Below are 20,707 nucleotides of genomic sequence, written 5' to 3'. Positions count from 1 at the left end.
TTCGGGTTGATCAGCGGAAGCCGCCAGCCGTGATGATGGTCTCGCCCGTTACCCAGCGGCTATCGTCGGAGGCCAGGAAGACCGCGACGCCCGCGATATCATCGGGCTGGCCGACGCGGCCGAGCGGCGTTTGGGCCACCGCCGCCGCCTCGAATTCGCCGTCGATCACGCCGATCGCGCGCGCGCCTTCGGTAACGACGACGCCCGGATTGATGGCATTCACGCGAATCTGCTTCGGCCCCAATTCCTTGGCCAGCGTATGCGTGATGGCATCAACCGCGCCTTTGGTCGCCGTGTAGACGACCGTGCCGGGCGGGGTGAAGCGGGACACGACGGAGCTGATATTGATGACGCTACCGCCCTGTTCCGGAAAATGCGCGACCGCCGCCTGGGTCGTCAGCAGCAGGCCCAGCACATTGGTATTGAACTGGCGGTGGAATTCCTCCGCCGTCACGGCTTCCAGCGGCGCGAAGGCATAGACGCCGGCATTGTTCACCAGGATGTCGATATGGCCGAAGGCGGCAACCGTTTCGGCGACGATCCTGTCGCCGGCGTCCGCGACGCTGCCCTGAACGGCAACGGCACGACCACCCTTGCCAGTGATGGCGGCGACGGTCTTATCCGCGCCGGCCTTGTCGGAGGCGTAGTTGACGGCGACCGCCGCACCGGCTTCGGCGAGTGCCAGGGCGATGGCGGTGCCGATGCCCTTGGAGGCGCCGGTGACCAGCGCGACCTTTCCGGAAAGCTTGCTCATGGGAAACTCCTACGCGTTGAATTTCGACAATTAGATAATCGTCTAACAATCGACGCCAGTAGGCGCCGCGCAGGGCAGGGGCTCAGATTTCAGATAGGCGTCTCAGATAAGCGGCAAGCACGTCGCGCTGCAAGGTCAGATTGGCGAATTTGCCTTCGCGCACGATTTCGATCAGCCCGGCATTTTCCAACTCCTTCATATGATGGGAGATGGTGGCCGCGCTGACCTCATGGCACATGGACAGGGTGCTGCACGCGACCGTGCCATGCTGCTCGCCCAGCATCTTCAGCATCTGATAGCGCCGGGGTTCGGCCAGGGCGCGGGCGATCAGCGAAAACTGGCGGTCGGTCAGAGCTTGGGTCGCGGACTCGGTCATAGGGAGATCTCAGCAGAAATCTTTGGTAAAAAGCAGCACCTTTTTGGAGAAATAGGCTCTCCCGCGCCCGAGAACCAGTGATGTGAGGGGAAAGCCGCCTCCCGCTTTCAGAAGGTAATCTTGGTCTGCATACCCAGCACCCAGGCATTGGGCGTGTGCTTGAAGGTAAAGGCGCCGGGGTCGACGACATATTGCAGGTTCGGATGCAGCAGCAGCCAGGGCGTTACCTGCACCCCGTAGGACAGTTCGGCGACCTCTTCGCCCAGCGCATAGTCCGGGTCCGCGTCGCTCTCTGCCTGTGCCGCCACCTCGTTCTTGGCGATCAGATTGCCGTTCGCCCAGGCGCGCACCATGCCGATGCCGACGAAGTCGTTCGGGCGTGACGCGAGCGGGCCTTTCGCCACGAGGGCGGCGATGACATAGCCCGGCATGGTCGCCGTGCGGACGTCGGATTTCGTGCCTTCCAGAATGGCGATCAGGCCGCGACCGGTGCCGGGCTGAAAACGCCAGACCATCTGGTCGGCTTCGATATAGCCGCCATAGCGGCCATGATAGGTGACGCTGGCATTCGCGGGGTCCGTGGCGTCGGACGTATCGTAATAGCCGCCCAGCATGACATGGCCCGGCAGCCCCGCCGTGCCGAGATTGAAATGCTGGTCGATCTGCACGGGGATCAGAGCGCCGGTAGAGCCTGACAGGCTGACCTTGAAGCCTTCGCCATAGTCGGCATAGGTCGGATTGACCTCGAAGATGCCCGTTTCGATAGCGGTTCCCCCGGGCAGGTTCACGCGGATGCGGCCGCCCCATTTCGGCGTCGGGTAATCCGACCAGCCACTGTTGCTGGGCAACGAGATGGGATGAGCGCAGAAACCGGTATTCTGGAAGGAGCACAGAATGGGCGTGCCAGCGAAATCATTGCCCATCGCGTAATAGCCGCCTTTGACGGACAGCAGATGGTTCAGAAGATCCCGCTCGTAGCTTAGTTCCGACAGGCGCACATCCTCGCCCGCGCCGTAAACCTCCTGCACGCCCAGCTTATTGCCAATGAAATCAGGGGAGCTACCGCGCCCCTCGCGGGCGTTGAAGGTGACGGTGACCTTGCCGGTCAGCGTGGGTGACATCTTGGCCAGATCGAAGACGGTGGCGGCCGTCCATTGCTGGGCATAGTCGCTGCCGCGCCGCTTGCCGCCCGCGACATTGCCGGCGAATTCCCCGACATAGGACCAGTTGAAGGTGACGCCGTCGTGAACCAGGCGGGTGCGCAAGCCGCCCCAATTGCCGGTCAGCGTCGGCCGCGTCAGAAAATCATCCCAGGCCGAGCCGAGCGACACCGAGGCAGGCTGTGCGGCGGCTACGGCTTGTGCCAGCGCAGGCGCGGCGCGTAGCAAGGCAGCCGCAGCGGTGCCGCAGAGAATAAGCCAGGAGAGTGATTTCATGACAGCGGGCTCGCAGAGATAGCGGCCTCGCGTCGCTTAACGCGGACGGGGGTCAGGCAGGCGCAGGCGCGAAGAATGGGATTGTCAGAGCAAACGGGAAAAGGTGGCGTCGCGAGCCCCGTCATCCGTCCGGCAGGGCCCACAATTCAGGCCCGAAAAGGCGCCCATTCTTTCGGGCCAGCAAGACTGCTGGCAGAGGGCTTTCGATAACCTGCGCTTATCTCTGACCCGGCGCGCGCTCTATCGTCACCCGCGGCTTCATGCCGCGGGTCTACCAGACTGCGCGCCCAAACGTTGTCTGGACGCTCAGCCGGGTAGAGGCGCGGAACAAGTCCGCGCACGACCGTGAAAAGCGATTCCACCCAATCCTAAAACGCTCGGGGCGGATCAGACCGAAAAATACTTGGCGTGACGGTTGAGCACGACCAGCGCACTGGTGGATTGCTCGGGGTGCAGCTGCCATTCGTCGGAGAGCGAGACGCCGATGCGCTCGGCGCCCAGCAGTTTCATGATCGGCGCTTGATCTTCCAGCTTCGGGCAGGCGGGATAGCCGAAGGAATAGCGGCTGCCGCGATAGCCCTGGCCCAGCATCTTTTCCATCTCACGCTCATCCTCGGCCGCGAAGCCAAGCTCGGCGCGGATACGCTTATGCGTATATTCGGCCATCGCCTCCGCCATCTCCACCGACAGGCCGTGGAGATAGAGGTAATCCTGGTAGCGGTTGCCCTCAAACCATTCGCGGGCAAGGTCCGACGCTTTCTGCCCGACGGTCACGACCTGAAGCCCGATGACATCGCGCTCGGCATCGTCCACGTCGCGGAAGAAATCGGCGATGCAGTCGCCGTCCTCGCGCGGCTGGCGCGGCAAGCCGAAACGGCAAAGCTCGGTCTGTCCGTCCTCGGCGAAGATGATGAGGTCATTGCCCTGGCCGGCGGCTTTCCAATAGCCGTAGATCGCCTGCGGCTTGAGCACATCCTGTTCCTCGGTCAGGGTCAGCATCCGCCGCATGATCGGCCGCAATTCCTGCTTGGCCCAGCCCAGGAAGTCTTCCAGCGTGCGGCCCTGTTTCCGGAAGCCCCATTGGAACTGATACAGGCTGCGCTCGTTCAGGAAGGGCAGCACGGCCTTGGGCGTTGCCTCCACAACGCGCGCGCCAAAGAAGGGCGGCGTGATGACGGGCTGATCCTGCGTCAGCCGGTGGCGGCGCGCCTGCGCGGCCCCGATATCGACAGGCTGGAAGGCTTTCGTATCCGCCTGGCCCAGCGTGCGGCTGGTATTGCGCGCCTTGCCCGCGCGCTTGGTCTGGATGGCGGCGGCGTAATCGTCGAAGCCGCTGCTGGTGACCTTTTCCATCAGGGACAGGCCATCGAAGGCATCCCGCGCATAGGCGACGCGCCCGCTCGCATAGGCGCGGACGCAGTCATCTTCCACGAAGTTGCGCGTCAGCGCGGCACCGCCCAGCAGGATCGGCACGTCCAGACCCTGGCGCGTCAGCTCCTCCAGATTGTCCTTCATGACGACGGTGGATTTCACCAGCAGGCCGGACATGCCGATGGCATGCGCCCGGTTGTCCCGCACGGCCGCGACCATATCGGCCAGCGGCACCTTGATGCCGAGATTGATGACGCGATAGCCGTTATTGGTGAGGATGATATCGACCAGGTTCTTGCCGATATCATGCACGTCGCCCTTCACGGTCGCCAGCACGATGGTGCCTTTCTCCTGACCCTCCACCTTTTCCATATGCGGTTCCAGATAGGCGACGGCGGCCTTCATGGTCTCCGCACTTTGCAGCACGAAAGGCAGCTGCATCTTGCCGGCGCCGAACAGCTCGCCCACCACCTTCATGCCGTCGAGCAGAATGGTGTTGATGATATCGATCGGCGGATGCGTCAGCATCGCTTCCGCCAGATCCTCGTCCAGTCCCTTGCGGTCGCCGTCGACGATGCGGTCCTTCAGCCGGCCCTCCACCGTCTCGGCGCGCTGCTTGGCGCCGACATCGGCCAGCTTCCGGTCGGCGAAAATCTCCAGCAGCTTTTGCAGCGGGTCATAGCCCTCGCGGCGGCGGTCGAAGATCAGGTCTTCGGCGACCGCCACTTCCTCGGCCGGAATCAGATGCAGCGGGCGGATTTTGCTGACATGCACGATAGCCCCTGTCATGCCGGCGCGCAGCGCATGATCCAGAAAGACCGAGTTCAGCACGGCGCGCGCGGCGGGGTTGAGGCCGAAGCTGATATTGGACAGGCCCAGGATGATCTGGATATCGGGGAATGCGTCGCGAATGGCCTTGATGCCTTCCAGCGTCCAAAGCCCCAGCTTGCGGTCATCCTCATTGCCGGTGGCGATGGTGAAGGTCAGCGGATCGATCAGCAGGTCCGACTGCGGCAGGCCGTGCTTGTCGCAGGCAAATTCCACCAGACGACGGGCGATGCGCAGCTTGTCCTCGGCCGATTTCGCCATGCCGACTTCGTCGATGGTCAAAGCGATCACCGCCGTGCCGAACTTCTTCGCCAGGATCATGCGATCCTCGGCCGGCTTTTCTCCGTCCTCGAAATTGATGGAATTGATGATGGGCTTGCCGCCATGCAGCTTCAGCGCGGATTCCAGCACCACGCGTTCGGTGCTGTCGATGACCAGCGGCGCGTTCACGCTGCTGGTGAAGCGGCGAACCACCTCGTTCATCTCAAAAACTTCGTCGCGGCCGACGAAGGCCGTGCAGATGTCGAGCGCGTTAGAGCCTTCGCCCATCTGCTCGCGGCCCATGGCGACGCAACCGTCCCAATCCTGTGCTTCCTGCAACTGACGCCATTTCTTGGAGCCATTGGCATTGCATCGCTCGCCGATGGAGAAATAGCTGTTCTCCTGGCGCAGAGACGTCTGGCCGTACAGGCCCGCGACGGAGGGAATCCAGACCGGTTTCCGCAGCACGGGGGCCGGACGAATAAGCGAACCGGCGCGCCGCCGCAGCATGGCGTCGAGGGCGGAAATATGGGGTGTGGAGGTGCCGCAGCAGCCGCCAATCAGGTTCAGCCCGTCCTCGGCGATATAGCGCTCCACCCAGCTCGCCATTTCCTCGGCACCCAGCGGGTAATGCGTCTGACCGTTGACGAGTTCCGGCAGACCGGCATTGGGCTGGACGGAGATGAAGCCGCGCCAGTTCGCTGAAAGCCACCGGATGTGCTCGGCCATTTCCTGCGGGCCGGTGGCGCAGTTCAGGCCCATCAGCGGCACGTCCAGCGCGTCGATCACGGTGGCGGCGGCGGCGATATCCGGCCCCACCAGCAGCGTGCCGGTGGTTTCCACCGTCACCTGCACGAAGATCGGCGTATCGCCGCCGGCCTCGGCGCGGGCGATTTTGGCGGCATTGACGGCGGCCTTGATCTGCAAGGTGTCCTGGCAGGTCTCGATCAGAATGGCGTCCACACCACCGGCGATGAGGCCGCGCGCCTGCACGGCAAGGCTGGCTTCCAGCGGGTCATAGGCGACATTGCCCAGCGTCGGCAGCTTCGTGCCCGGCCCAACCGAACCCACCACATAGCGATGGCGGCCGTCCGAAAAACTGTCGGCGGCCTCGCGCGCCAGTTCGGCGGCGATCTTGTTGATCTCAAAAGCGCGGTCTTCCAGCTCGAATTCGGCGAGCGTAATCGGGCTGCCGCCGAAGGTATTGGTTTCCACCATATCGGCGCCGGCCTCGAAATAGCCGCGATGGATTTCCCGCACCATGTCGGGGCGGGAGAGGTTCAGCACTTCCGTGCAATTCTCCCGGTTCCAGAAGTCCTTTTCGATGTCGAGCGTCAGCGCCTGAACGCGGCTGCCCATGCCGCCGTCACAGAGCAGAACCTCGCGGCTGAGCGCGTCGAGAAGATGCGGGCGATTGCTCATGGATGGGCCTCTTGATGGTCAGACAGGCGCGGAGACAGCGCAGGCATAGGGATCGGGCGGTTGATGACGGCACCGCTCCAGATTTCGGTCGCGATCGGACCCGGAATAGTGACCGTGCCGGCGAGGGACAAGCCCGCATCCAGCAGCATGGCGCGCATGGCCTGTGCCGCGAAGCCGCGATGGCGATGGGCCAGCTTGTCGGCCGCGTCATGCGCCATATGGGCGGCGAGTTCGACGACGATGATCTTGCCGCCCCTGCGCGTCACGCGGGCGGCTTCGCGCAGCACCGCCTCGGGGTCTTCGGCGTGATGCAGCACCATCTGCAATATGGTGAGGTCAAAGCCCTGGCCGTCGCCGCCATCGGGCAGCGGCAGCCGATACATATCGGCCTGGCGCAGGCTGCAATGGGCGAGGCCCGCCTGGGCTAGACGGGTGCGGGCCAGCTTCATCATCTGCGGGCTGGCATCGACGCCAAGGCCCAAATCGGCGCGGGGGCCAAGCAGTTCCAGCACGCGGCCGGTGCCGGTGCCGATATCCAGCACCCGGCCCAGCCTGCCTTGCCCGGCGACGCTGGCCAGCGCGGCTTCAACCTCCGCTTTGGGCAGGCCGAGGGCCGTCATCTCATCCCAATCGGCGCCCTGGGCGCGAAAACTGTCGGAGGCTGTGCGGGCGCGTTCGGACAGGGTCTGCACCGCCATGCGGCGGTCGGCGGCCAGAACCGCGTCATCCTCGGGCAGGCGGCCGACCAGAAGGCGGGCGAGGGCGCCTTCGGCGCTGGCGGCGTCCGCCAGCGCGAACCAGGAAAACACGCCTTCCTGCTGGCGGCGCAGCAACCCGGCTTCCACCAGCAGGCGCAGATGGCGCGACAGGCTGGGCTGGGACTGGCCGAGGATCGTCACCAATTCGCTGACGCAAAAGGCGCCGCGCGTGCACAGCGCCAGAATGCGCATGCGCGTCGGCTCGGCGGCGGCCCGCAGGGAATTGAGGATGGTCTCCATGGCTTGAATATACATAAAGATATGTTTATGTCTATCGCATGGTCCGTATCGACGCACGCATACCTGTCTTCATCGCGCAAGCCACCGACATCGAAGCCCCCGATGTCGCCTGGATTGTGGAAAATCCGGAAGAATCCCCCTGGGACAGCCGCATGGCCGGTCATGCCTTGGGCTGCACCTGCTGCGTCGCACGCAGCCCGGTGGCCGAGGCTTTGGGGCAATTGTTCCGCGCCCGCGCGGTGGGCGAGATGCCCTTCTTCACGCGCCTCGGCGCCGTGCCGGCCGGCCCGGAGGGTGACGCCGCTTTGCGCCATGCGCTGGAGACGGATGGGCTGGCCGCCGCCTGCTACCGGCTGGAAACGGCGGGTTGAGCAAAAAGGGAAGCCTTGTCTCCATCGCCGGACCATCAGGCGACAGAGACAAGGGAAGGCCTGGTTTTCCTGCCACGATTGGTCTTACGGCCATTCTGCTGCGGGTCTTACTTCCAGCCCTTCGGATCCCAGACCGGTGCGTTGTCGTCACTCATCGATGTGATGCGGTCGATGGCATCGCGTAATGTATGGGCTGAAACCGCCTCCACGGGAAACCCGGTCTGAAGGTAGAGATAGTTCTTGCCGGCGTCGGAATTGATGGAGAAATATTCCGGATTGCTGTCATTGGCCTGAAGCAATTTGATGGCGGATAATTGCTGCATCTGGGCATCGGTATAGGTTGTCAACTGGGAATAAACCCAGACATAGGTATTGTCCTTCGATAGGGCAAAATCGATCGTGTCCTCATGCTTGTCGTTGCCGTCGATATAAAAATGGCCGCCGCTCGGTGAAAATGTGGGGGTGAAGCCCATTTCGGTGACCTTCGCGGCAAGGGCCTTGAGCGGGGCGCTTGGTGCGGTATCGGCATAGGCGCCGCCGGCCAGCGTCAGGCCAGTCAGCAAGAAAACGGACAAGGCGCCGGCCCGGAATGCGGCGCTCAGCCGGGCGCGCGGTGCGATCGGACACATCGTGATTCTCCTGTTCATGCGCGGCCGCTTCGCGCGGCCATCAATCGTGTTGCGTTGATTAAGGATGGATGATCGAGGCAGCGCTATTGGCTGACCGTGAGATTGGAAAATGCAAACTCGCCCGGTAATTTCGCGTCGCTTTCCGCTTCGATGCCGACGGCACCGCCGCCATCGGGCGCCATGATCCCGAGCGTTCCTACGGCCTGTCCGTTAATGAAGAGCGAGACGGAGTTGCCCTTGGTGACAACGCGCAGCGTATTGGCCTCGCCCATTTTGATGGCCGGACTTTTCATAAAAGGCACAATGTTGCGCCAGCCAGGATTGCCGCTGGAGACACGGCGATACACTGCAAAGGTGCCTGTCAGATCTGCGGCATAAAACACGAAGAAATCGCTTGGGCCGCTCGCCCAGAATATCAGACCGCCCAGGGTGCCGGCCTTGGTCTGTGACGCCACCGTGACGCTTGCATCCATATTCGTGAATGTGAACCCGTTATATATCGCCCAATTGGCTGTATTGGGTGCCAGAACAATATGGACAAACCCGTTCTTCAAAAGAAGCGAACCTCCCTGTGCGCCGAAGTTCAGCGGCCAGGACGACAAGGGATCTGAAAGAACAACCTGCGGCGCCGCAAGAGCGGGGCTGATCTTTCCCAAGGCGAGCAAGGCAAGCACCGCGAATTGAAACGTCATCAATCTTGGCAAGCTCATGTCATCTACTCCGATTTATCGAGGATAATTCGAGACTATTGACGAATTCGCTCAAGCCTTTAGCCAGGCGGCCCGGGCCAATCCCTGTTCGCAAAGTTCAAGCTGAGATCGGAAGCCAGGGCGGATTGCCCGTCCGTCTTGATCGCGTAACTAGCGCTTGGCCTGAGGGCCGTAAATCGGACCAAGGTCTCAGGACGCCAGCTAAGACCGCCTAGGACCCTGCCGGGTCTTGCGCTGCCCGACCGAATGGCGAAAGATCGCGCCATGAAGCTGTTGCTCATCGACGACCATCCCGTGGTTCGGCAGGGCCTCAGTGCCTTTCTTGAGCGGAACTTGGAGGATGCTTCCGTGTTTCTCGCTGGCTCCTGCGAGGAAGCGCTGGCGCTCGCGGCCGATCATAAAGATCTCGATCTGGCTTTCCTGGATTTGATGATGCCGGGTCTGGGCGGTTTCGACGCCATCAAGCTATTCGGCAGCCAATATCCCGCGCTCCCGGTCATCGTTCTGTCGTCCTCGGAAGACCCACTCGACGTTCGCCGGGCCTTGGCCTGTGGCGCGCTCGGATATGTGCCGAAATCTGCCAGCCCTCAAACCATTGTTTCTGCATTGCGGCTGGTTTTGAGCGGCGAGATTTATGTGCCGCCTTTGGTACTGCTTGGGGCCCCCGGCGCAGGTGGGGGCTATCCCGCGAAGGCGGGCAGCGCGTCCGTCGATGAACTGACATTGCGGCAGAAGGAGGTTCTGGTTCTGCTGGCGCGCGGCATGCAGAACAAGGAAATCGGTGAAAGTCTTGGTCTGGCCGACAAGACCGTGAAGACGCATGTCACGGCGATATTTCGCACCCTGCGCGTCATCAACCGGACGCAGGCCGCGAGCCTGGCGCGTGAGGCCAAGCTTCTCTGAGATTTGTCGAGCTAAGGCCTGAGAAGATTGCCGATGGCGGCGCGCAGTTGCCGGTCCGGCACAGGTTTGTGCAGAACCAGATAGCCGCTGCCGTGGACTTCCTTCAATTCCGCCGCTTGCATCTCCCCCATCATAATGATGGCAGGGATTTCGGCATTATATTCGGCATTAAACCGTTGCACGGCATCGAGGCCGTTCTCGTCCGGGTCGATGCGGTAATCAGTGATGATGAGATCGGGGCGCTCGGGACAATCGGCAAGGGCGGAAATGGCAAGCTGACCGGAAGCGGCGGCGACGACCTGATGGCCCCAATGGGTGAGCAAACGACCCAAAGCCCCTCTGACGACATCGTCATCATCGATGATGACGATGAAAGCGCGGGGAAGAACGGCCGAGGGCAATGACGACGCAGCGATGGCCGTCTCTTCCCACAAAGCGGCACGCGGCAGGCTGAGGCGAAAGACCGAGCCAAGGCCGAGGGTAGAGCGCAAGGTAAGCGGCGCATCCAGCGCCTTTGCCAGGCGGCGGACGATCGCGAGACCCAGCCCCAATCCTCCGCGCATATGCGCCCCAGCGTCGCGAACCTGATAGAATTCCTGAAAAATGCGGTCCTGTTCGGCTTGGGCAATGCCACAGCCCGTATCCCAGACCTCCAGATGCAGCCAGGCTCCGGCTCTGCGGCATCCGATCACGACACGGCCGCTTTCGGTATAGCGGATGGCGTTTTCCACGAGATTGCGCAGGATGCGCTCGACCAGCACGGGATCACTGCGCACGCCCAGGCTGCAAGGATGCTGCCGCAAACCGATTCCCTTGCTGGCCGCGGCAGGCGCGAGGTCGGCCGTCACCCGGTCCAGGATCGACTGGACAGCAAAATCCTCGTGGCGCACTTCAAGCACGCCTGCGTCCAGGCGCGAGATATCGAGCACGGTGTGGAACAGATTATCCAGACCCAGCAAAGCATGATCGAGCTGATCGATCAGTTTGAGCCCTTCATCGGAAATTTGGATGCCACGCAGAGCACCGACGAATAGGCCCAGCGCATGCACCGGCTGCCGCAGATCATGGCTGGCCGAAGCCAGGAACTGTGATTTTTCGTAGCTTGCGCGTTCGGCGATGTCCTTCTGCACTTGTAGCGCTGCCGCCAGATCCTCTTTCTCCATGCGCAATCGGACGAGCGCGTTGAAGTTGCGGTTATAGGCCAGTCCCATGCTGCCCATGCCGCCGACATAAATCAGCATGAGAAGCGCGAGCGCTTCATGCATCGTGCCACCGGCCAGCAGGCTCCAGATCAGAAAGGGCAGCGTGGCAGGCAAGAAGAGAGCCAGGAAGGAGGGAAGATGCGGCCCGAAGCACGGCACTGACCCGGCTGCAATGGCGAGCGTCACGACCAGGACCAGCATTTCAACGCCGAGCGGATTGGATCCGATCGCGACGACGGATATCCACCCCCAGAACAGTCCTTCGGCGAAGGCGATCAGGGCGAAGCGGCGAGGCCAGCCGGGCGCTTGGCGCAGAACGGGCGGGGATGCGCGGTAGTCCCGGCGGAGCTGCAAATGCCCGGCGGCACAGGCGCAGACCGCCACGACCCATAAACCTGCGACCGACCAATGCAGCCTGCCGATGGCGATCAGCAAGCCGCCGAGCACGATCGCGGCGCAGGCCGCTGCCACCACGCCGGGTGCCACAGAGCGGAACAAAGCCGATACCTGCTCATCCTGCAGTTTTGCAGGCTGCGGGCGAAAGACGCGTATCCGACTGAGCGCCGTGCCGTTCATAGGCTCGCTTACAATTGGCCTCTGCCGACATAGCGCATCGATGCGCCATGGTCGAAGGCGGCAACAGTCTTACTTCTCTTGGTCAGGTCTCGGGTCAAGCCCTCTTGAACGGAAGCGTTCCGGCCGGTGCGACCGTCGGCAGGTTTCTGCGGCGTTAACTGAAACTGCCAGGGAACTCTTCGTCAGCCGATCTCGGGGGGGAGCAGACTGTGGCGTTTGACGATCCGATCGACCTTGGTGCCATCCTTCAGCGGCACGCCAGCGATCACGTCATGGTCGATGAAGCCCTGCTTGCCGTAGAAGGCGAGGCCGCCGGTATTGTCGGCGCGGATCATGGCATTGATGGCGGCAAGGCCTAGTTCGGTCGCCCGCTGCCGGGTCGCATTGAACAGCGCCCGGCCGACGCCGCGCTGCGTGCCGCCCAGCCGCGCGAAAGTGCCGATATCGCCAATATCATCGGGAAGTGCGGGATTGCGCCCCAGCGTCTGGAAGCCTTCGATGCGCCCGCTTGCGCGGTCCACCGCAACGAAGCAGCAATGGACGTCAGGTCCGGTGATATAGGCATGGTCCAGCGCTTCGGCCGTGTAAGGGTCTTGCAGCGCGGTCGTGCCGCCTTTGGCGATCACCGCATTGAGCAGCGCCGTCAATTCGGCGGCGTCAGCCGCCACCGCGTTGCGAATCTCCAAGGAATCCACAGGTAAGGTCATCTGAATCCTTGTCCTTGTCCGTTCACGCGGCGAGCTTTTCCTCCGGCCCATGGCCGAACAGGAATTCCACGTCATCGATCTCGGAACTGGTGAAGTCGCCATCCTCGCTCAGGGCGATATTCGCGAGATCGGCCTTGCGTCGCTGCAATTCCACGATGCGATCTTCCACCGTATCGGCCGCGATCATCTTATAGACAAAAACGGGCTTGGTCTGGCCGATGCGATAGGCGCGGTCGGATGCCTGATCTTCTGCCGCCGGATTCCACCAGGGGTCGTAATGGATGACGGTATCGGCGGAGGTCAGGTTCAGGCCACGGCCGCCGGCCTTGAGGCTGATCAGGAACAGCGACACTTCGCCGGCCTCGAAGGCCCGCACAGGCTCGGCGCGATCGCGCGTATCGCCGCGCAGTTCCACAAACTTCACCCCGGCCTCGGCCAGACGCGGCTTGATCAGGTCGAGCATCGTCGTGAACTGAGAGAACAGCAGAATGCGGCGGCCTTCGGGAAGCATCTCGGTGATCATGTCCAGAAGCTCATCGAGCTTGCTGGAGGATTCGACGCTGCGCGCGGAAGGCAGCTTGACCAGGCGCGGGTCGCAGCAGACCTGGCGCAGCTTCAGCAGGGCATCCAGCACCACGATGCGACCCTGGGCCGCCGTCAGGTCGGCCATCTTCTCGCGCACCTCGTCATGCAGCGTGGCACGGATGGTCTCGTACAATTCGCGCTGATCCGGTGCCAGGTCGATCCGGCGCAGAATGGTGTGCTTGGGCGGCAGATCGGTCGCGACCTCCGCCTTCGTGCGGCGCAGCAGGAAGGGCTTGATGCGGCGCATGAGCTGGCCACGGCGCAGGGCGTCGTTGTTCTTTTCGATCGGCGTGCGGAAACGCTTGGTGAAGCCTTTGCGGTCGCCCAGCAGGCCGGGATTGAGGAAGGCAAATTCCGACCACAATTCTTGCAGGTTGTTTTCGATCGGCGTGCCGGACAGGCACAGGCGATGCCGCGTTTCCAGCTGGCATACCGCGCGCGTCGCCTTCGCGTCCGGGCTTTTGATGACCTGCGCTTCGTCCAGCACCACAAGATGCCAGGACAATTGCTTCATCTCCTCCACATCGCGGGCGAGAACGGTATAGGTCGTGATGACGACATGAATGCCGTCAAGGTCGGACCGGCGCTCGTGGCGGTCCAGGCCGTGCAGCACGGCGACGCGCAGATGCGGCGCGAATTTGCCAAGCTCGGCGGCCCAGTTGGCGACCAGGCTTGTCGGCACCACGATCAGCGCGGGACGGTCCAGCCGGCCCTCCGTCTCCTCGATGACGATATGGGCGATGGTCTGGGCGGTTTTGCCCAGGCCCATGTCATCGGCCAGGAAGCCGCCAAGGCCTAAGCCGCGCAGATGCTGCAACCAGTCGACGCCCTGCTGCTGATAGGCGCGCAGCGTCGCCTTGAAACTCGCGGGGATGGTAACGGGCGGGGCATCCGCGCCGCCCCGGAAATTCTGGGTATAAGCCTCGATGGCGTTGGCATTCTCCCACCGGGTGGTGAGCAGGTCTTCCAGGTCCAGCACGCCGGCGGCTTCGCCCTTGCCCAGCAGCAGGCGGCTTTCCCCGCTGCGGCGGGCCGCCTCGATCAGGTCTTCCATCACCGACAGCAGGCGGCGGATGCGCTCGGCCGGCAGCTTCAGAATGCGGCCGTCATCCAGGCTGGTGATCAGCTCGCCATCGGTGATCTTGGCGGAGTCCATGCCGCCGCGCTCCAGCAGGCGGGACAGAATGGGCAGCAGCGGAATGCGCTTGCCGTCGATTTCGATGCCGAAGTCGAGCGAGAATTCGCCGCTATCCGCGTCTTCGATACGGACGTCGTAGTCGCCCACCGTTTCGACAAGGCGCGGCCCGAAGTCGCGGTCGATGAGGTTGCGCCAGCCTAAGCGTTCCAGCGCCGGCACGCGTTCGGTGACGAAGGCCTGCCAGCGTTCGGAGGCGTCACGCCCATGATAGACGAAGACCATGCGGCCCTTGGCGGTCGCGCCCTCGGCGATGCGCATCTGGCTGAGGCCGTCCTGCCGCAAGGCTTCCAGCGCGGCCGTCTCGGCGGCACGGTCGCGGCGTACGAAGCTCGGCGCGCCGCCGCCGACCGATTTCGCCATGGGCAGGAACTGGCGTTCGTCATCGCCGGGTGTCAGCGTGCCGGCATAGTCGAAATCGACGGTCATGGCGTCGACCTGCTGGACGCGGCCGAAATCCCCCAGGGACTCGACCTTGCGCAGGCGGATGACAGGCACCGGGGGCTGATCGAGAATGATGGGGCCGGCGGCGGCCGCGATGATCGGGTCCGGCCGCCGGTCGGCCTCACGGTCATGGCGGGACCGCGTGGGGGCAGCCTTTTTGCCGGTGAAGCGCGGCGCCGGCGGCTCTGGCCGCTGAAAGGTCAGGTTATTGGGACGGCTGGCGGGGCGGAAGACGCGGGACGATGTGCCCGTCTGCGTTTGCGGTGTGGCCGCCTGGCGCAGCCGGACGCGCCCGACCGCGCCGGTCGCGGCGTCGACATACCAGGGGCCGGTATCGCCCAGGATGACGGCGGAATCGGGGGGCAGGTTCGGCGGCACATTCGCCTGAAAAGCGCGCTCCTCGCCCAGGACAAGCGGGCGCTGATTGGCATGCCAGCGGGCCTTGCCCAGGCGCGGCAAAAGGCCGAGCACGGCGGCGACGCCTTCGGGTGCAACGGCAACCCGGCTGTTCGTGCCCGAGCCGAGCGTTCTGGCCATGATGCGGCTGCTTTCGGCATTGGTCCGATCGGCCAGGATGCGGGCCGGCGTGGTCGGCGTCACCGCGCCCGTGCGTTCGCCGACCAGCAGGGTCGCGACGAAACAGGCATGGGGCAATTCGCCGGGATAAAGCTCGAAAACGAGTTTCTGGCGCTCACCGGCCGCCGAAACGGCGGGGCTGGCCGGGGTCGGCAACGCCGATCCGGCTTTGATCGGCCCGGCCTTGGCGGGGGCCGACAGCGCTTCCAAAAGGCTGCTCTGCTCGGCGCGGCGCACAGACGGAAAACGGTCGAGCGCCGCCAGGGCGCCGGCCGCGAGATGGCTGCACGATGACTGGCCGCAGCTGCAGCGGTTTAGAAAGCCGACCCGGCTGCCGTGCGGCGAGGGCGTGATGCTGCCGGTATAGCGTGTGCCGAGATGCTCCGCGACCACCGCGATGGAGGCGTCCTTGAGCGAGACGGTGACGGCTTCCAGAAGAATCAGCGACCGGCCGCGCCGCAGCACGGCGGGATCAAAGACCCGGGCGAGATCTTCGGTGGAGTAGGGCGTTACGGTCGGCGCGGCGCGGGTGGAACCCTCGGCAGGCATGTCGGGGGGCAATCAGGCCGTCTCCCGGTCAAGGTCGGTCATGCCGCTCACCGGCAGGGTCAGTAAAATTGCGCGAGGATTCATCCGAATCAAACTAAGGGGTCACTGCCCCCAGGGCAACGCCAAGTGACGAAGCGCAATTTTGACCGGCGTTTTAGGCGCGGCTAGGGCACCTCGCTTTTGAACGGCACGATCGACAGGCAGATCGACAGCACCACGGCTTCGCCGTCCACCGCCACATAGGCATGGCGCATGGTACTGTCGAAATAGCAGCTATCGCCCTTATGCAGCTGCACCGGCGCGTAATGCTCCATATGCAGCGCCACTTCGCCTTCGATCACATAGGCGTATTCCTCGCCGTCATGCACGCTCCAGTCCGCGAGCGGCGGCAGCTCCCGGTTACGGATATGCATGAGCAGCGGCACCATCGTCTTATTGGCGAGTTCCGTCGCATGGGCGGCGTAGCCGTAATGCGCGCTGTTATAGACCGGCGCATCGGCCGCGCGCGTCACCACGCGGCGCGCGGTCTTCACCGGTGCCGGTTCCGGCGGGTCCAGCATATGGACGAAATTCACATGCAGGGCGCGGGCGATCTTCAAAACCGTCTCGAAACCCGGCTTCTGCTGCTGGTTCTCGATCTTGGAAATCGTCGAGATGGAGACGCCGCTGGCCCGCGCCAGGTCTTCCAGCGTCAAATCCTTGTCGCGGCGGATAGATTTCAGCTTTTCGCAGAAGGCGGTGATATAGGCGGCCTCATCCATGGGAGCCGTCCCGGCGCCGCTGGATCGACAGATCGAAAATATCCGGCCGCGCGTAATGGCCGCTTTGGTCGAAACCCTGGCGCGCCGCATAAAGGCTGGCGCGGTCTATCAGCGTGGACGCGATGCCTTCCACACCGGGGTCCAGCCGCGCGACGCAGGCCTGATTCGGGTCATAGATGCCGGACCCGCCGGCAAAGATGACGTCCAGTCCCTCGGCTTTGAGGTCCGTATAGAACTCGAAATCCTCAGGCACGTCGGACAGCGACAGCAGGCCGCAGACGCTGGCGCACCATATGCGGCCTTCCTGGGCGGCGAAGATCGGCAGGCCCTTCGTCACCGCTTCATTCCCCGGCCAGACGGAGATATGCACGTCCTCGCCATCCGCGTAGAGCGCCGACCGCGCATGGGTCATCCAGTTTTCCCAGCAGTTCAGCCCGCCGACGCGAAAACCGCCGAAAGCGTGGCAGCGCAGGCCTTCGGCATCGCCGATGCCCCAGACCAGCCGCTCGTCATGCGTCGGCATCAGCTTGCGATGGGCGCCGACGATGCCGCGCTCGGCATCGATGGTGACGAGCGTGCACCAGACGGTGCCGCGCCCGGCGCGTGCGCCGCGCTCATTGATGCCGAGATAGACCGAGACGCCGTGGTCCTGCGCGGCTTCCGCGACCAACGCCAGTTCCGGCCCGCTGATTTCAACAGCCGAATCAACGAACTGCGCATAGGCGCGGCCCTGCCGCGCGTCATCGAAGGCGGCGCCATTGGTGCGGCAGACCCAGAAGGGATAGCCGCTCAGAAAAGTCTCCGAAAAGGCCAGCAGGCCGATATCGCGCGCCGCGGCCTCGGCGATTGCCGCCGTGATGATCTCGACCGTGCGGGCCTTGTTGCCCCAGGCCGGGCGAAGCTGGGCGATACCCAGATGCAGCTTGTCCATGGTCAGAACATCTCGAAATATTCCTGATGTTCCCAATCCGTGACGGCGCTCAGGAAGCGGTTCCATTCGAATTGCTTCAGGCTGTGGAAATAGTGGTGGAAGCTCTCACCGAGTTCCGATTTGAGAATCTCGCTGCCGGCGAAGGCGGTCAGCGCGTCGCCCAGGCTGCCGGGCAGCACGGCGCGGTCGGACAGATAGGCGGCGGCGACAGGCGCGCCGGGGTCGCTATTGGCTGCGATCCCGGCGCGGCCGGCGATGATCTGGGAGGCGATATACAGATAGGGATTGGCCGCCGGGTCGCCGATGCGGTTTTCGATACGCGATGCGCTGTCACCATTGTCGCCGATGACGCGCAGCATGGCCCCGCGATTTTCCTGCGCCCAGGCCGCCTTATAGGGCGCGAAACCGTCCGGCCGCTGGCGTTTATAGCCATTGATGGTGGGAGTCGTCAGCAACGCCGTCGCCGGCGCATGGTCCAGCAGGCCGCCCAGATAGGCCATGCCGGTGGCGGAGAGCGGTGACGCATCCCCCTCGCGCGCCGCAAACAGATTGGCGCCGTTTTTCGTCAGCGACTGATGCATATGCCAGCCGCTTGGGAAGCTATTGGCGATTTTCGGCACGGCCATGAAGCTGGCGTGATAGCCATGGCGGCGGCAGAGCTGCTTCACCGCCGTGCGGAACAGCAGCGCGCGGTCGGCGGCTTCCAGGGCCGGCAAAGGCGAGAAGGTCAGTTCGCACTGGCCCGGCCCCCATTCGTCTTCGAGGGATGCCAGCGGCAGGCCCAGCGCCTCCAAATTTTCTTGCAGCATGGCGTAAAGGGGTTCCACCTCGTCGCCCCGCGTCTCGGTCAGATACTGATAGCCGTGGGCGATATTCTCGACCTCGGGCGGGCTGGGCGGATAGCCGCTATCGGCCGGCGCCATCTTCGGGTCCAGCAGCTTGTAGACATAGAATTCGAATTCCAGGCCGACCGTCATGCCGAACCCGTCATTCGCCAGCTTGCCCAGCTGGTCGCGCAGAATCTGGCGGGTGGAGAGCGGGCAAGGTTTGCCATTGCGGAAATAGGCGTCCGCCAAAATCCAGCCCGTATTGGGTACCCAGGGCAGGACATGGAAGGTCGCCGGGTCCGGCACCAGCACGCCATCCGGCAGGCCGATCATTTCCGGAATATTGAGGTGATTTTCGGCGCCGAAGGGTGGCACGATGGGGTGGTTGGTCGTGTCGAAAATGGCGGTGACGAGCTGGAAATCCTTGCCCGAGGACAGGGCCGACAGGAATTCTCCGGCCGTCAACGTCTTGCCGCGCACGATGCCGTGCTGATCGCCCCAGCCGACGCGAATATTGCGAATGCCATCGGTTTTGATGCGGGCCGCAAGTTCAGCCGCCTGCGCTGCTTGCTCCGCCGACCATAATCCGTGACGCTCGATGAATCCCGCCATGCTGCCGCTCCTGAATCCGATAAAAGCAGCGTAGACAGGAAAATTTTTCGTTCAAGAAAAATTTCTCGCCTTGGGCCGATTTCTGGTTCCGGAGCGGATGCGGCCTAAAGGGGGGAGGCGGGGTTGCCGTCCAGGTCGTCATCCACATCATTCTCCCAAATCCGCGTCACCCCGTCGATATTCTCGGGGCGGCGCAGGAAGATCGTGCGGGCGATGCGCGAAATGCGCGCGTCATGCGCCTGGAAGGACGATAGCAGCTGCGCGCGCTGCCGCCGCCGGTCTCCGGCGATGGCATCGAAAGCGGATAGGGAGATCGCGCAACGAACCTGCTGCTGGTCCACCGCGATCATGAAGGTAATGGTATGCCCGTTAAACTGCGTGTTTGAACAGGATAGCGCCTGACGCTCGGTCACCGTTGCATCTTTCTAAAACGCCCAAATAAGTTCAGCCAAGTCATGTGGTGATGACTATCGCAATGTCACCACCTATATCATATCAGGTTCCTGAAATGACTGCGTATTGTTATGTGTCATTTGCAGAAGCTAAATATTTCTTGCTCTTTCAAAAATATCCGCGTATAAAGCGCGTCGTTGGTCTTAATGAAGAATCTCGTATCGCGCTTCACAGCGCCGCTGACGACTTCCTCTTTCAAAATCGATCATGGACGGCCCGTCATGTCTTGTCGCACGGGTCAAAATTTTGAACGATTGAAAGGAAAATCGTCATGACCATCGGAACAGTTAAGTTCTTTAATATCACTAAGGGTTTCGGCTTCATTCAGCCGGACAATGGCGCGCCGGATGTGTTCGTGCATATCTCCGCCGTCGAGCGCGCTGGCATGTCGTCGATCAATGAAGGCCAGAAGCTCAGCTTCGATGCCATCAAGAACGACCGCAACGGCAAGCTTGCTGCCGAGAATCTGAAGGCTGCTTGATCGAGACAGCGTTTTGGGTCGGTGACCACGGATGTACTGGCACTGATCTTTGAGACGCTTAGAAGAAGGCCGGGTTTTCCCGGCCTTTTTTGTTTTTGACCGGCCTTTTTGTTTTGAATTGTCTGTCTGCGACGACTGGCCTTGGGACAATCCTGAACGCTGCGCTTTCCGTAAAACCATGGGGACAAGATATGTTCGTGCGCCGGTTTGCCGAAGGAGATCGCGTTGTCGTTATCGGTGGCGAGGCCGATAAGCATCGCCGTCCTGGCGTTTATACGATCATCCGCCTCATGCCGCTGTCGCAGCAGGGCTTTCAGTATCGGGTCAAAGCCGCGCTCGATATGCATGAGCGCGTCATGGACGACCACGCACTGGCGCCTGCGCGATAATCGCGCCATATCGCGCGGACAGACAGCACTGTCGCACATTGCGCCGCATAAGGTCACCGGATGATCGGAATATCTCGAGACAGTTTTAAGCCCAGACTGCCGTCCTGGCATGGCGCCGCTCGCCTGTATGACAGGGCGCGCATGATCCTCGACTATCTCTGGGACAATGGCTTTAAACCGGGCGAACCCTCGCCGTTCAAGGCAAAGACCCTGCTCAACAAGGATATGGCAATCCTGATGGCGGCGCTGGAAAGCGGTGATGAGACATCGGTGCGCGATGCGGTCGACAGGCACCTGAACCTGCTTACCGTCCAGCAGCTGGCAGCGACCAGCCGCTGACCGAAAGCCCCGCCAGGCGCA

At 62.9% G+C, this 20,707-nt stretch carries 19 protein-coding genes; 5 read left to right on the top strand and 14 right to left on the bottom strand.

Features of this window, described 5'->3' with window-relative positions:
- Nucleotides 1-10: 10 nt before the first annotated feature.
- The 5 genes from ASILVAE211_RS14630 to ASILVAE211_RS14610 form a co-directional block, all read right to left on the bottom strand.
- Nucleotides 11-754 (bottom strand): SDR family NAD(P)-dependent oxidoreductase, encoded by a 744-nt coding sequence (locus ASILVAE211_RS14630; protein WP_227322077.1) that lies wholly within the window; start codon nt 752-754, stop codon nt 11-13.
- Between the two features lie 82 nt (nt 755-836).
- A complete protein-coding gene (locus ASILVAE211_RS14625) occupies nt 837-1,130 on the bottom strand; it encodes an ArsR/SmtB family transcription factor (RefSeq protein ID WP_227322076.1) in 294 nt (97 codons plus the stop codon).
- A gap of 107 nt (nt 1,131-1,237) precedes the next feature.
- A complete protein-coding gene (locus ASILVAE211_RS14620) occupies nt 1,238-2,566 on the bottom strand; it encodes a carbohydrate porin (RefSeq protein WP_227322075.1) in 1,329 nt (442 codons plus the stop codon).
- A gap of 387 nt (nt 2,567-2,953) precedes the next feature.
- Nucleotides 2,954-6,448 carry a methionine synthase gene (gene metH, locus ASILVAE211_RS14615; protein ID WP_227322074.1) on the bottom strand — a complete coding sequence of 1,165 codons (3,495 nt, stop codon included), beginning with the start codon at nt 6,446-6,448 and terminating at the stop codon, nt 2,954-2,956.
- Nucleotides 6,445-7,461, bottom strand: coding sequence for an ArsR/SmtB family transcription factor (locus ASILVAE211_RS14610; RefSeq protein ID WP_227322073.1), 1,017 nt, complete (start codon nt 7,459-7,461; stop codon nt 6,445-6,447). The genes metH and ASILVAE211_RS14610 overlap by 4 nt, the downstream gene beginning before the upstream one ends.
- A 23-nt stretch (nt 7,462-7,484) precedes the next feature.
- On the opposite strand from ASILVAE211_RS14610, the gene ASILVAE211_RS14605 reads away from it, so the two are divergent.
- On the top strand, nt 7,485-7,817 hold the full coding sequence (locus tag ASILVAE211_RS14605) for a hypothetical protein (RefSeq protein ID WP_227322072.1): 333 nt from the start codon (nt 7,485-7,487) through the stop codon (nt 7,815-7,817).
- Between the two features lie 107 nt (nt 7,818-7,924).
- On the opposite strand, the gene ASILVAE211_RS14600 is transcribed toward ASILVAE211_RS14605, so the two are convergent.
- Together ASILVAE211_RS14600 and ASILVAE211_RS14595 are read right to left on the bottom strand one after the other, a co-directional pair.
- Complete coding sequence (locus ASILVAE211_RS14600; protein WP_227322071.1) at nt 7,925-8,446, bottom strand: hypothetical protein; 522 nt, start codon at nt 8,444-8,446, stop codon at nt 7,925-7,927.
- Nucleotides 8,447-8,529: 83 nt separating this feature from the next.
- Entirely contained in the window at nt 8,530-9,156 is a 627-nt protein-coding gene (locus ASILVAE211_RS14595) for a hypothetical protein (protein ID WP_227322070.1), read from the bottom strand.
- Between the two features lie 264 nt (nt 9,157-9,420).
- Between ASILVAE211_RS14595 and ASILVAE211_RS14590 the strand changes: the two genes are divergently transcribed.
- On the top strand, nt 9,421-10,059 hold the full coding sequence (locus tag ASILVAE211_RS14590; protein WP_227322069.1) for a response regulator transcription factor: 639 nt from the start codon (nt 9,421-9,423) through the stop codon (nt 10,057-10,059).
- A gap of 11 nt (nt 10,060-10,070) precedes the next feature.
- Here ASILVAE211_RS14590 and ASILVAE211_RS14585 read toward each other — a convergent pair whose 3' ends face one another.
- The 7 genes from ASILVAE211_RS14585 to ASILVAE211_RS14555 form a co-directional block, all read right to left on the bottom strand.
- Nucleotides 10,071-11,837: an ATP-binding response regulator gene (locus ASILVAE211_RS14585; protein WP_227322068.1), complete on the bottom strand. Its 1,767-nt coding sequence runs from the start codon at nt 11,835-11,837 to the stop codon at nt 10,071-10,073.
- A 182-nt stretch (nt 11,838-12,019) separates the two neighbouring features.
- Nucleotides 12,020-12,544 (bottom strand): GNAT family N-acetyltransferase, encoded by a 525-nt coding sequence (locus ASILVAE211_RS14580; RefSeq protein WP_227322067.1) that lies wholly within the window; start codon nt 12,542-12,544, stop codon nt 12,020-12,022.
- Between the two features lie 22 nt (nt 12,545-12,566).
- Nucleotides 12,567-15,905 (bottom strand): DEAD/DEAH box helicase, encoded by a 3,339-nt coding sequence (locus ASILVAE211_RS14575; RefSeq protein WP_227322066.1) that lies wholly within the window; start codon nt 15,903-15,905, stop codon nt 12,567-12,569.
- Nucleotides 15,906-16,057: 152 nt separating this feature from the next.
- A complete protein-coding gene (locus ASILVAE211_RS14570) occupies nt 16,058-16,654 on the bottom strand; it encodes a helix-turn-helix domain-containing protein (protein ID WP_227322065.1) in 597 nt (198 codons plus the stop codon).
- Nucleotides 16,647-17,585 (bottom strand): nitrilase-related carbon-nitrogen hydrolase, encoded by a 939-nt coding sequence (locus ASILVAE211_RS14565; RefSeq protein WP_227322064.1) that lies wholly within the window; start codon nt 17,583-17,585, stop codon nt 16,647-16,649. The genes ASILVAE211_RS14570 and ASILVAE211_RS14565 overlap by 8 nt, the downstream gene beginning before the upstream one ends.
- 2 nt (nt 17,586-17,587) lie before the next feature.
- Nucleotides 17,588-19,024: a glutamine synthetase family protein gene (locus ASILVAE211_RS14560; protein WP_227322063.1), complete on the bottom strand. Its 1,437-nt coding sequence runs from the start codon at nt 19,022-19,024 to the stop codon at nt 17,588-17,590.
- Between the two features lie 104 nt (nt 19,025-19,128).
- On the bottom strand, nt 19,129-19,437 hold the full coding sequence (locus ASILVAE211_RS14555) for a DUF1488 family protein (protein ID WP_227322062.1): 309 nt from the start codon (nt 19,435-19,437) through the stop codon (nt 19,129-19,131).
- A 311-nt stretch (nt 19,438-19,748) separates the two neighbouring features.
- Here ASILVAE211_RS14555 and ASILVAE211_RS14550 point away from each other — a divergent pair, with 311 nt between their 5' ends.
- From ASILVAE211_RS14550 to ASILVAE211_RS14540, 3 genes are all read left to right on the top strand, one after another.
- Nucleotides 19,749-19,958: a cold-shock protein gene (locus tag ASILVAE211_RS14550; protein WP_227322061.1), complete on the top strand. Its 210-nt coding sequence runs from the start codon at nt 19,749-19,751 to the stop codon at nt 19,956-19,958.
- Between the two features lie 197 nt (nt 19,959-20,155).
- Nucleotides 20,156-20,347: a hypothetical protein gene (locus tag ASILVAE211_RS14545; RefSeq protein WP_227322060.1), complete on the top strand. Its 192-nt coding sequence runs from the start codon at nt 20,156-20,158 to the stop codon at nt 20,345-20,347.
- 141 nt (nt 20,348-20,488) lie between these two features.
- Nucleotides 20,489-20,686 carry a hypothetical protein gene (locus ASILVAE211_RS14540; protein ID WP_227322059.1) on the top strand — a complete coding sequence of 66 codons (198 nt, stop codon included), beginning with the start codon at nt 20,489-20,491 and terminating at the stop codon, nt 20,684-20,686.
- Nucleotides 20,687-20,707: the final 21 nt, after the last annotated feature.

It is taken from the genome of Acidisoma silvae, assembly GCF_020618775.1.
Classification (GTDB): domain Bacteria; phylum Pseudomonadota; class Alphaproteobacteria; order Acetobacterales; family Acetobacteraceae; genus Acidisoma; species Acidisoma silvae.
Note: the sequence above shows the minus strand (reverse complement) of the source record. Positions and strands in the feature narration are given on the sequence as shown.

What these genes read in the sequence shown, in the direction of transcription:
- ASILVAE211_RS14560 (WP_227322063.1), bottom strand. Translation starts at nt 19,024, where the DNA reads ATGGCGGGATTCATCGAGCGTCACGGATTATGGTCGGCGGAGCAAGCA.
- ASILVAE211_RS14550 (WP_227322061.1), top strand. Translation starts at nt 19,749, where the DNA reads ATGACCATCGGAACAGTTAAGTTCTTTAATATCACTAAGGGTTTCGGC.
- ASILVAE211_RS14595 (WP_227322070.1), bottom strand. Translation starts at nt 9,156, where the DNA reads ATGAGCTTGCCAAGATTGATGACGTTTCAATTCGCGGTGCTTGCCTTG.
- ASILVAE211_RS14630 (WP_227322077.1), bottom strand. Translation starts at nt 754, where the DNA reads ATGAGCAAGCTTTCCGGAAAGGTCGCGCTGGTCACCGGCGCCTCCAAG.
- ASILVAE211_RS14540 (WP_227322059.1), top strand. Translation starts at nt 20,489, where the DNA reads ATGATCCTCGACTATCTCTGGGACAATGGCTTTAAACCGGGCGAACCC.
- metH (WP_227322074.1), bottom strand. Translation starts at nt 6,448, where the DNA reads ATGAGCAATCGCCCGCATCTTCTCGACGCGCTCAGCCGCGAGGTTCTG.
- ASILVAE211_RS14610 (WP_227322073.1), bottom strand. Translation starts at nt 7,461, where the DNA reads ATGTATATTCAAGCCATGGAGACCATCCTCAATTCCCTGCGGGCCGCC.
- ASILVAE211_RS14585 (WP_227322068.1), bottom strand. Translation starts at nt 11,837, where the DNA reads ATGAACGGCACGGCGCTCAGTCGGATACGCGTCTTTCGCCCGCAGCCT.
- ASILVAE211_RS14590 (WP_227322069.1), top strand. Translation starts at nt 9,421, where the DNA reads ATGAAGCTGTTGCTCATCGACGACCATCCCGTGGTTCGGCAGGGCCTC.
- ASILVAE211_RS14580 (WP_227322067.1), bottom strand. Translation starts at nt 12,544, where the DNA reads ATGACCTTACCTGTGGATTCCTTGGAGATTCGCAACGCGGTGGCGGCT.
- ASILVAE211_RS14600 (WP_227322071.1), bottom strand. Translation starts at nt 8,446, where the DNA reads ATGTGTCCGATCGCACCGCGCGCCCGGCTGAGCGCCGCATTCCGGGCC.
- ASILVAE211_RS14570 (WP_227322065.1), bottom strand. Translation starts at nt 16,654, where the DNA reads ATGGATGAGGCCGCCTATATCACCGCCTTCTGCGAAAAGCTGAAATCT.
- ASILVAE211_RS14620 (WP_227322075.1), bottom strand. Translation starts at nt 2,566, where the DNA reads ATGAAATCACTCTCCTGGCTTATTCTCTGCGGCACCGCTGCGGCTGCC.
- ASILVAE211_RS14605 (WP_227322072.1), top strand. Translation starts at nt 7,485, where the DNA reads ATGGTCCGTATCGACGCACGCATACCTGTCTTCATCGCGCAAGCCACC.
- ASILVAE211_RS14565 (WP_227322064.1), bottom strand. Translation starts at nt 17,585, where the DNA reads ATGGACAAGCTGCATCTGGGTATCGCCCAGCTTCGCCCGGCCTGGGGC.
- ASILVAE211_RS14625 (WP_227322076.1), bottom strand. Translation starts at nt 1,130, where the DNA reads ATGACCGAGTCCGCGACCCAAGCTCTGACCGACCGCCAGTTTTCGCTG.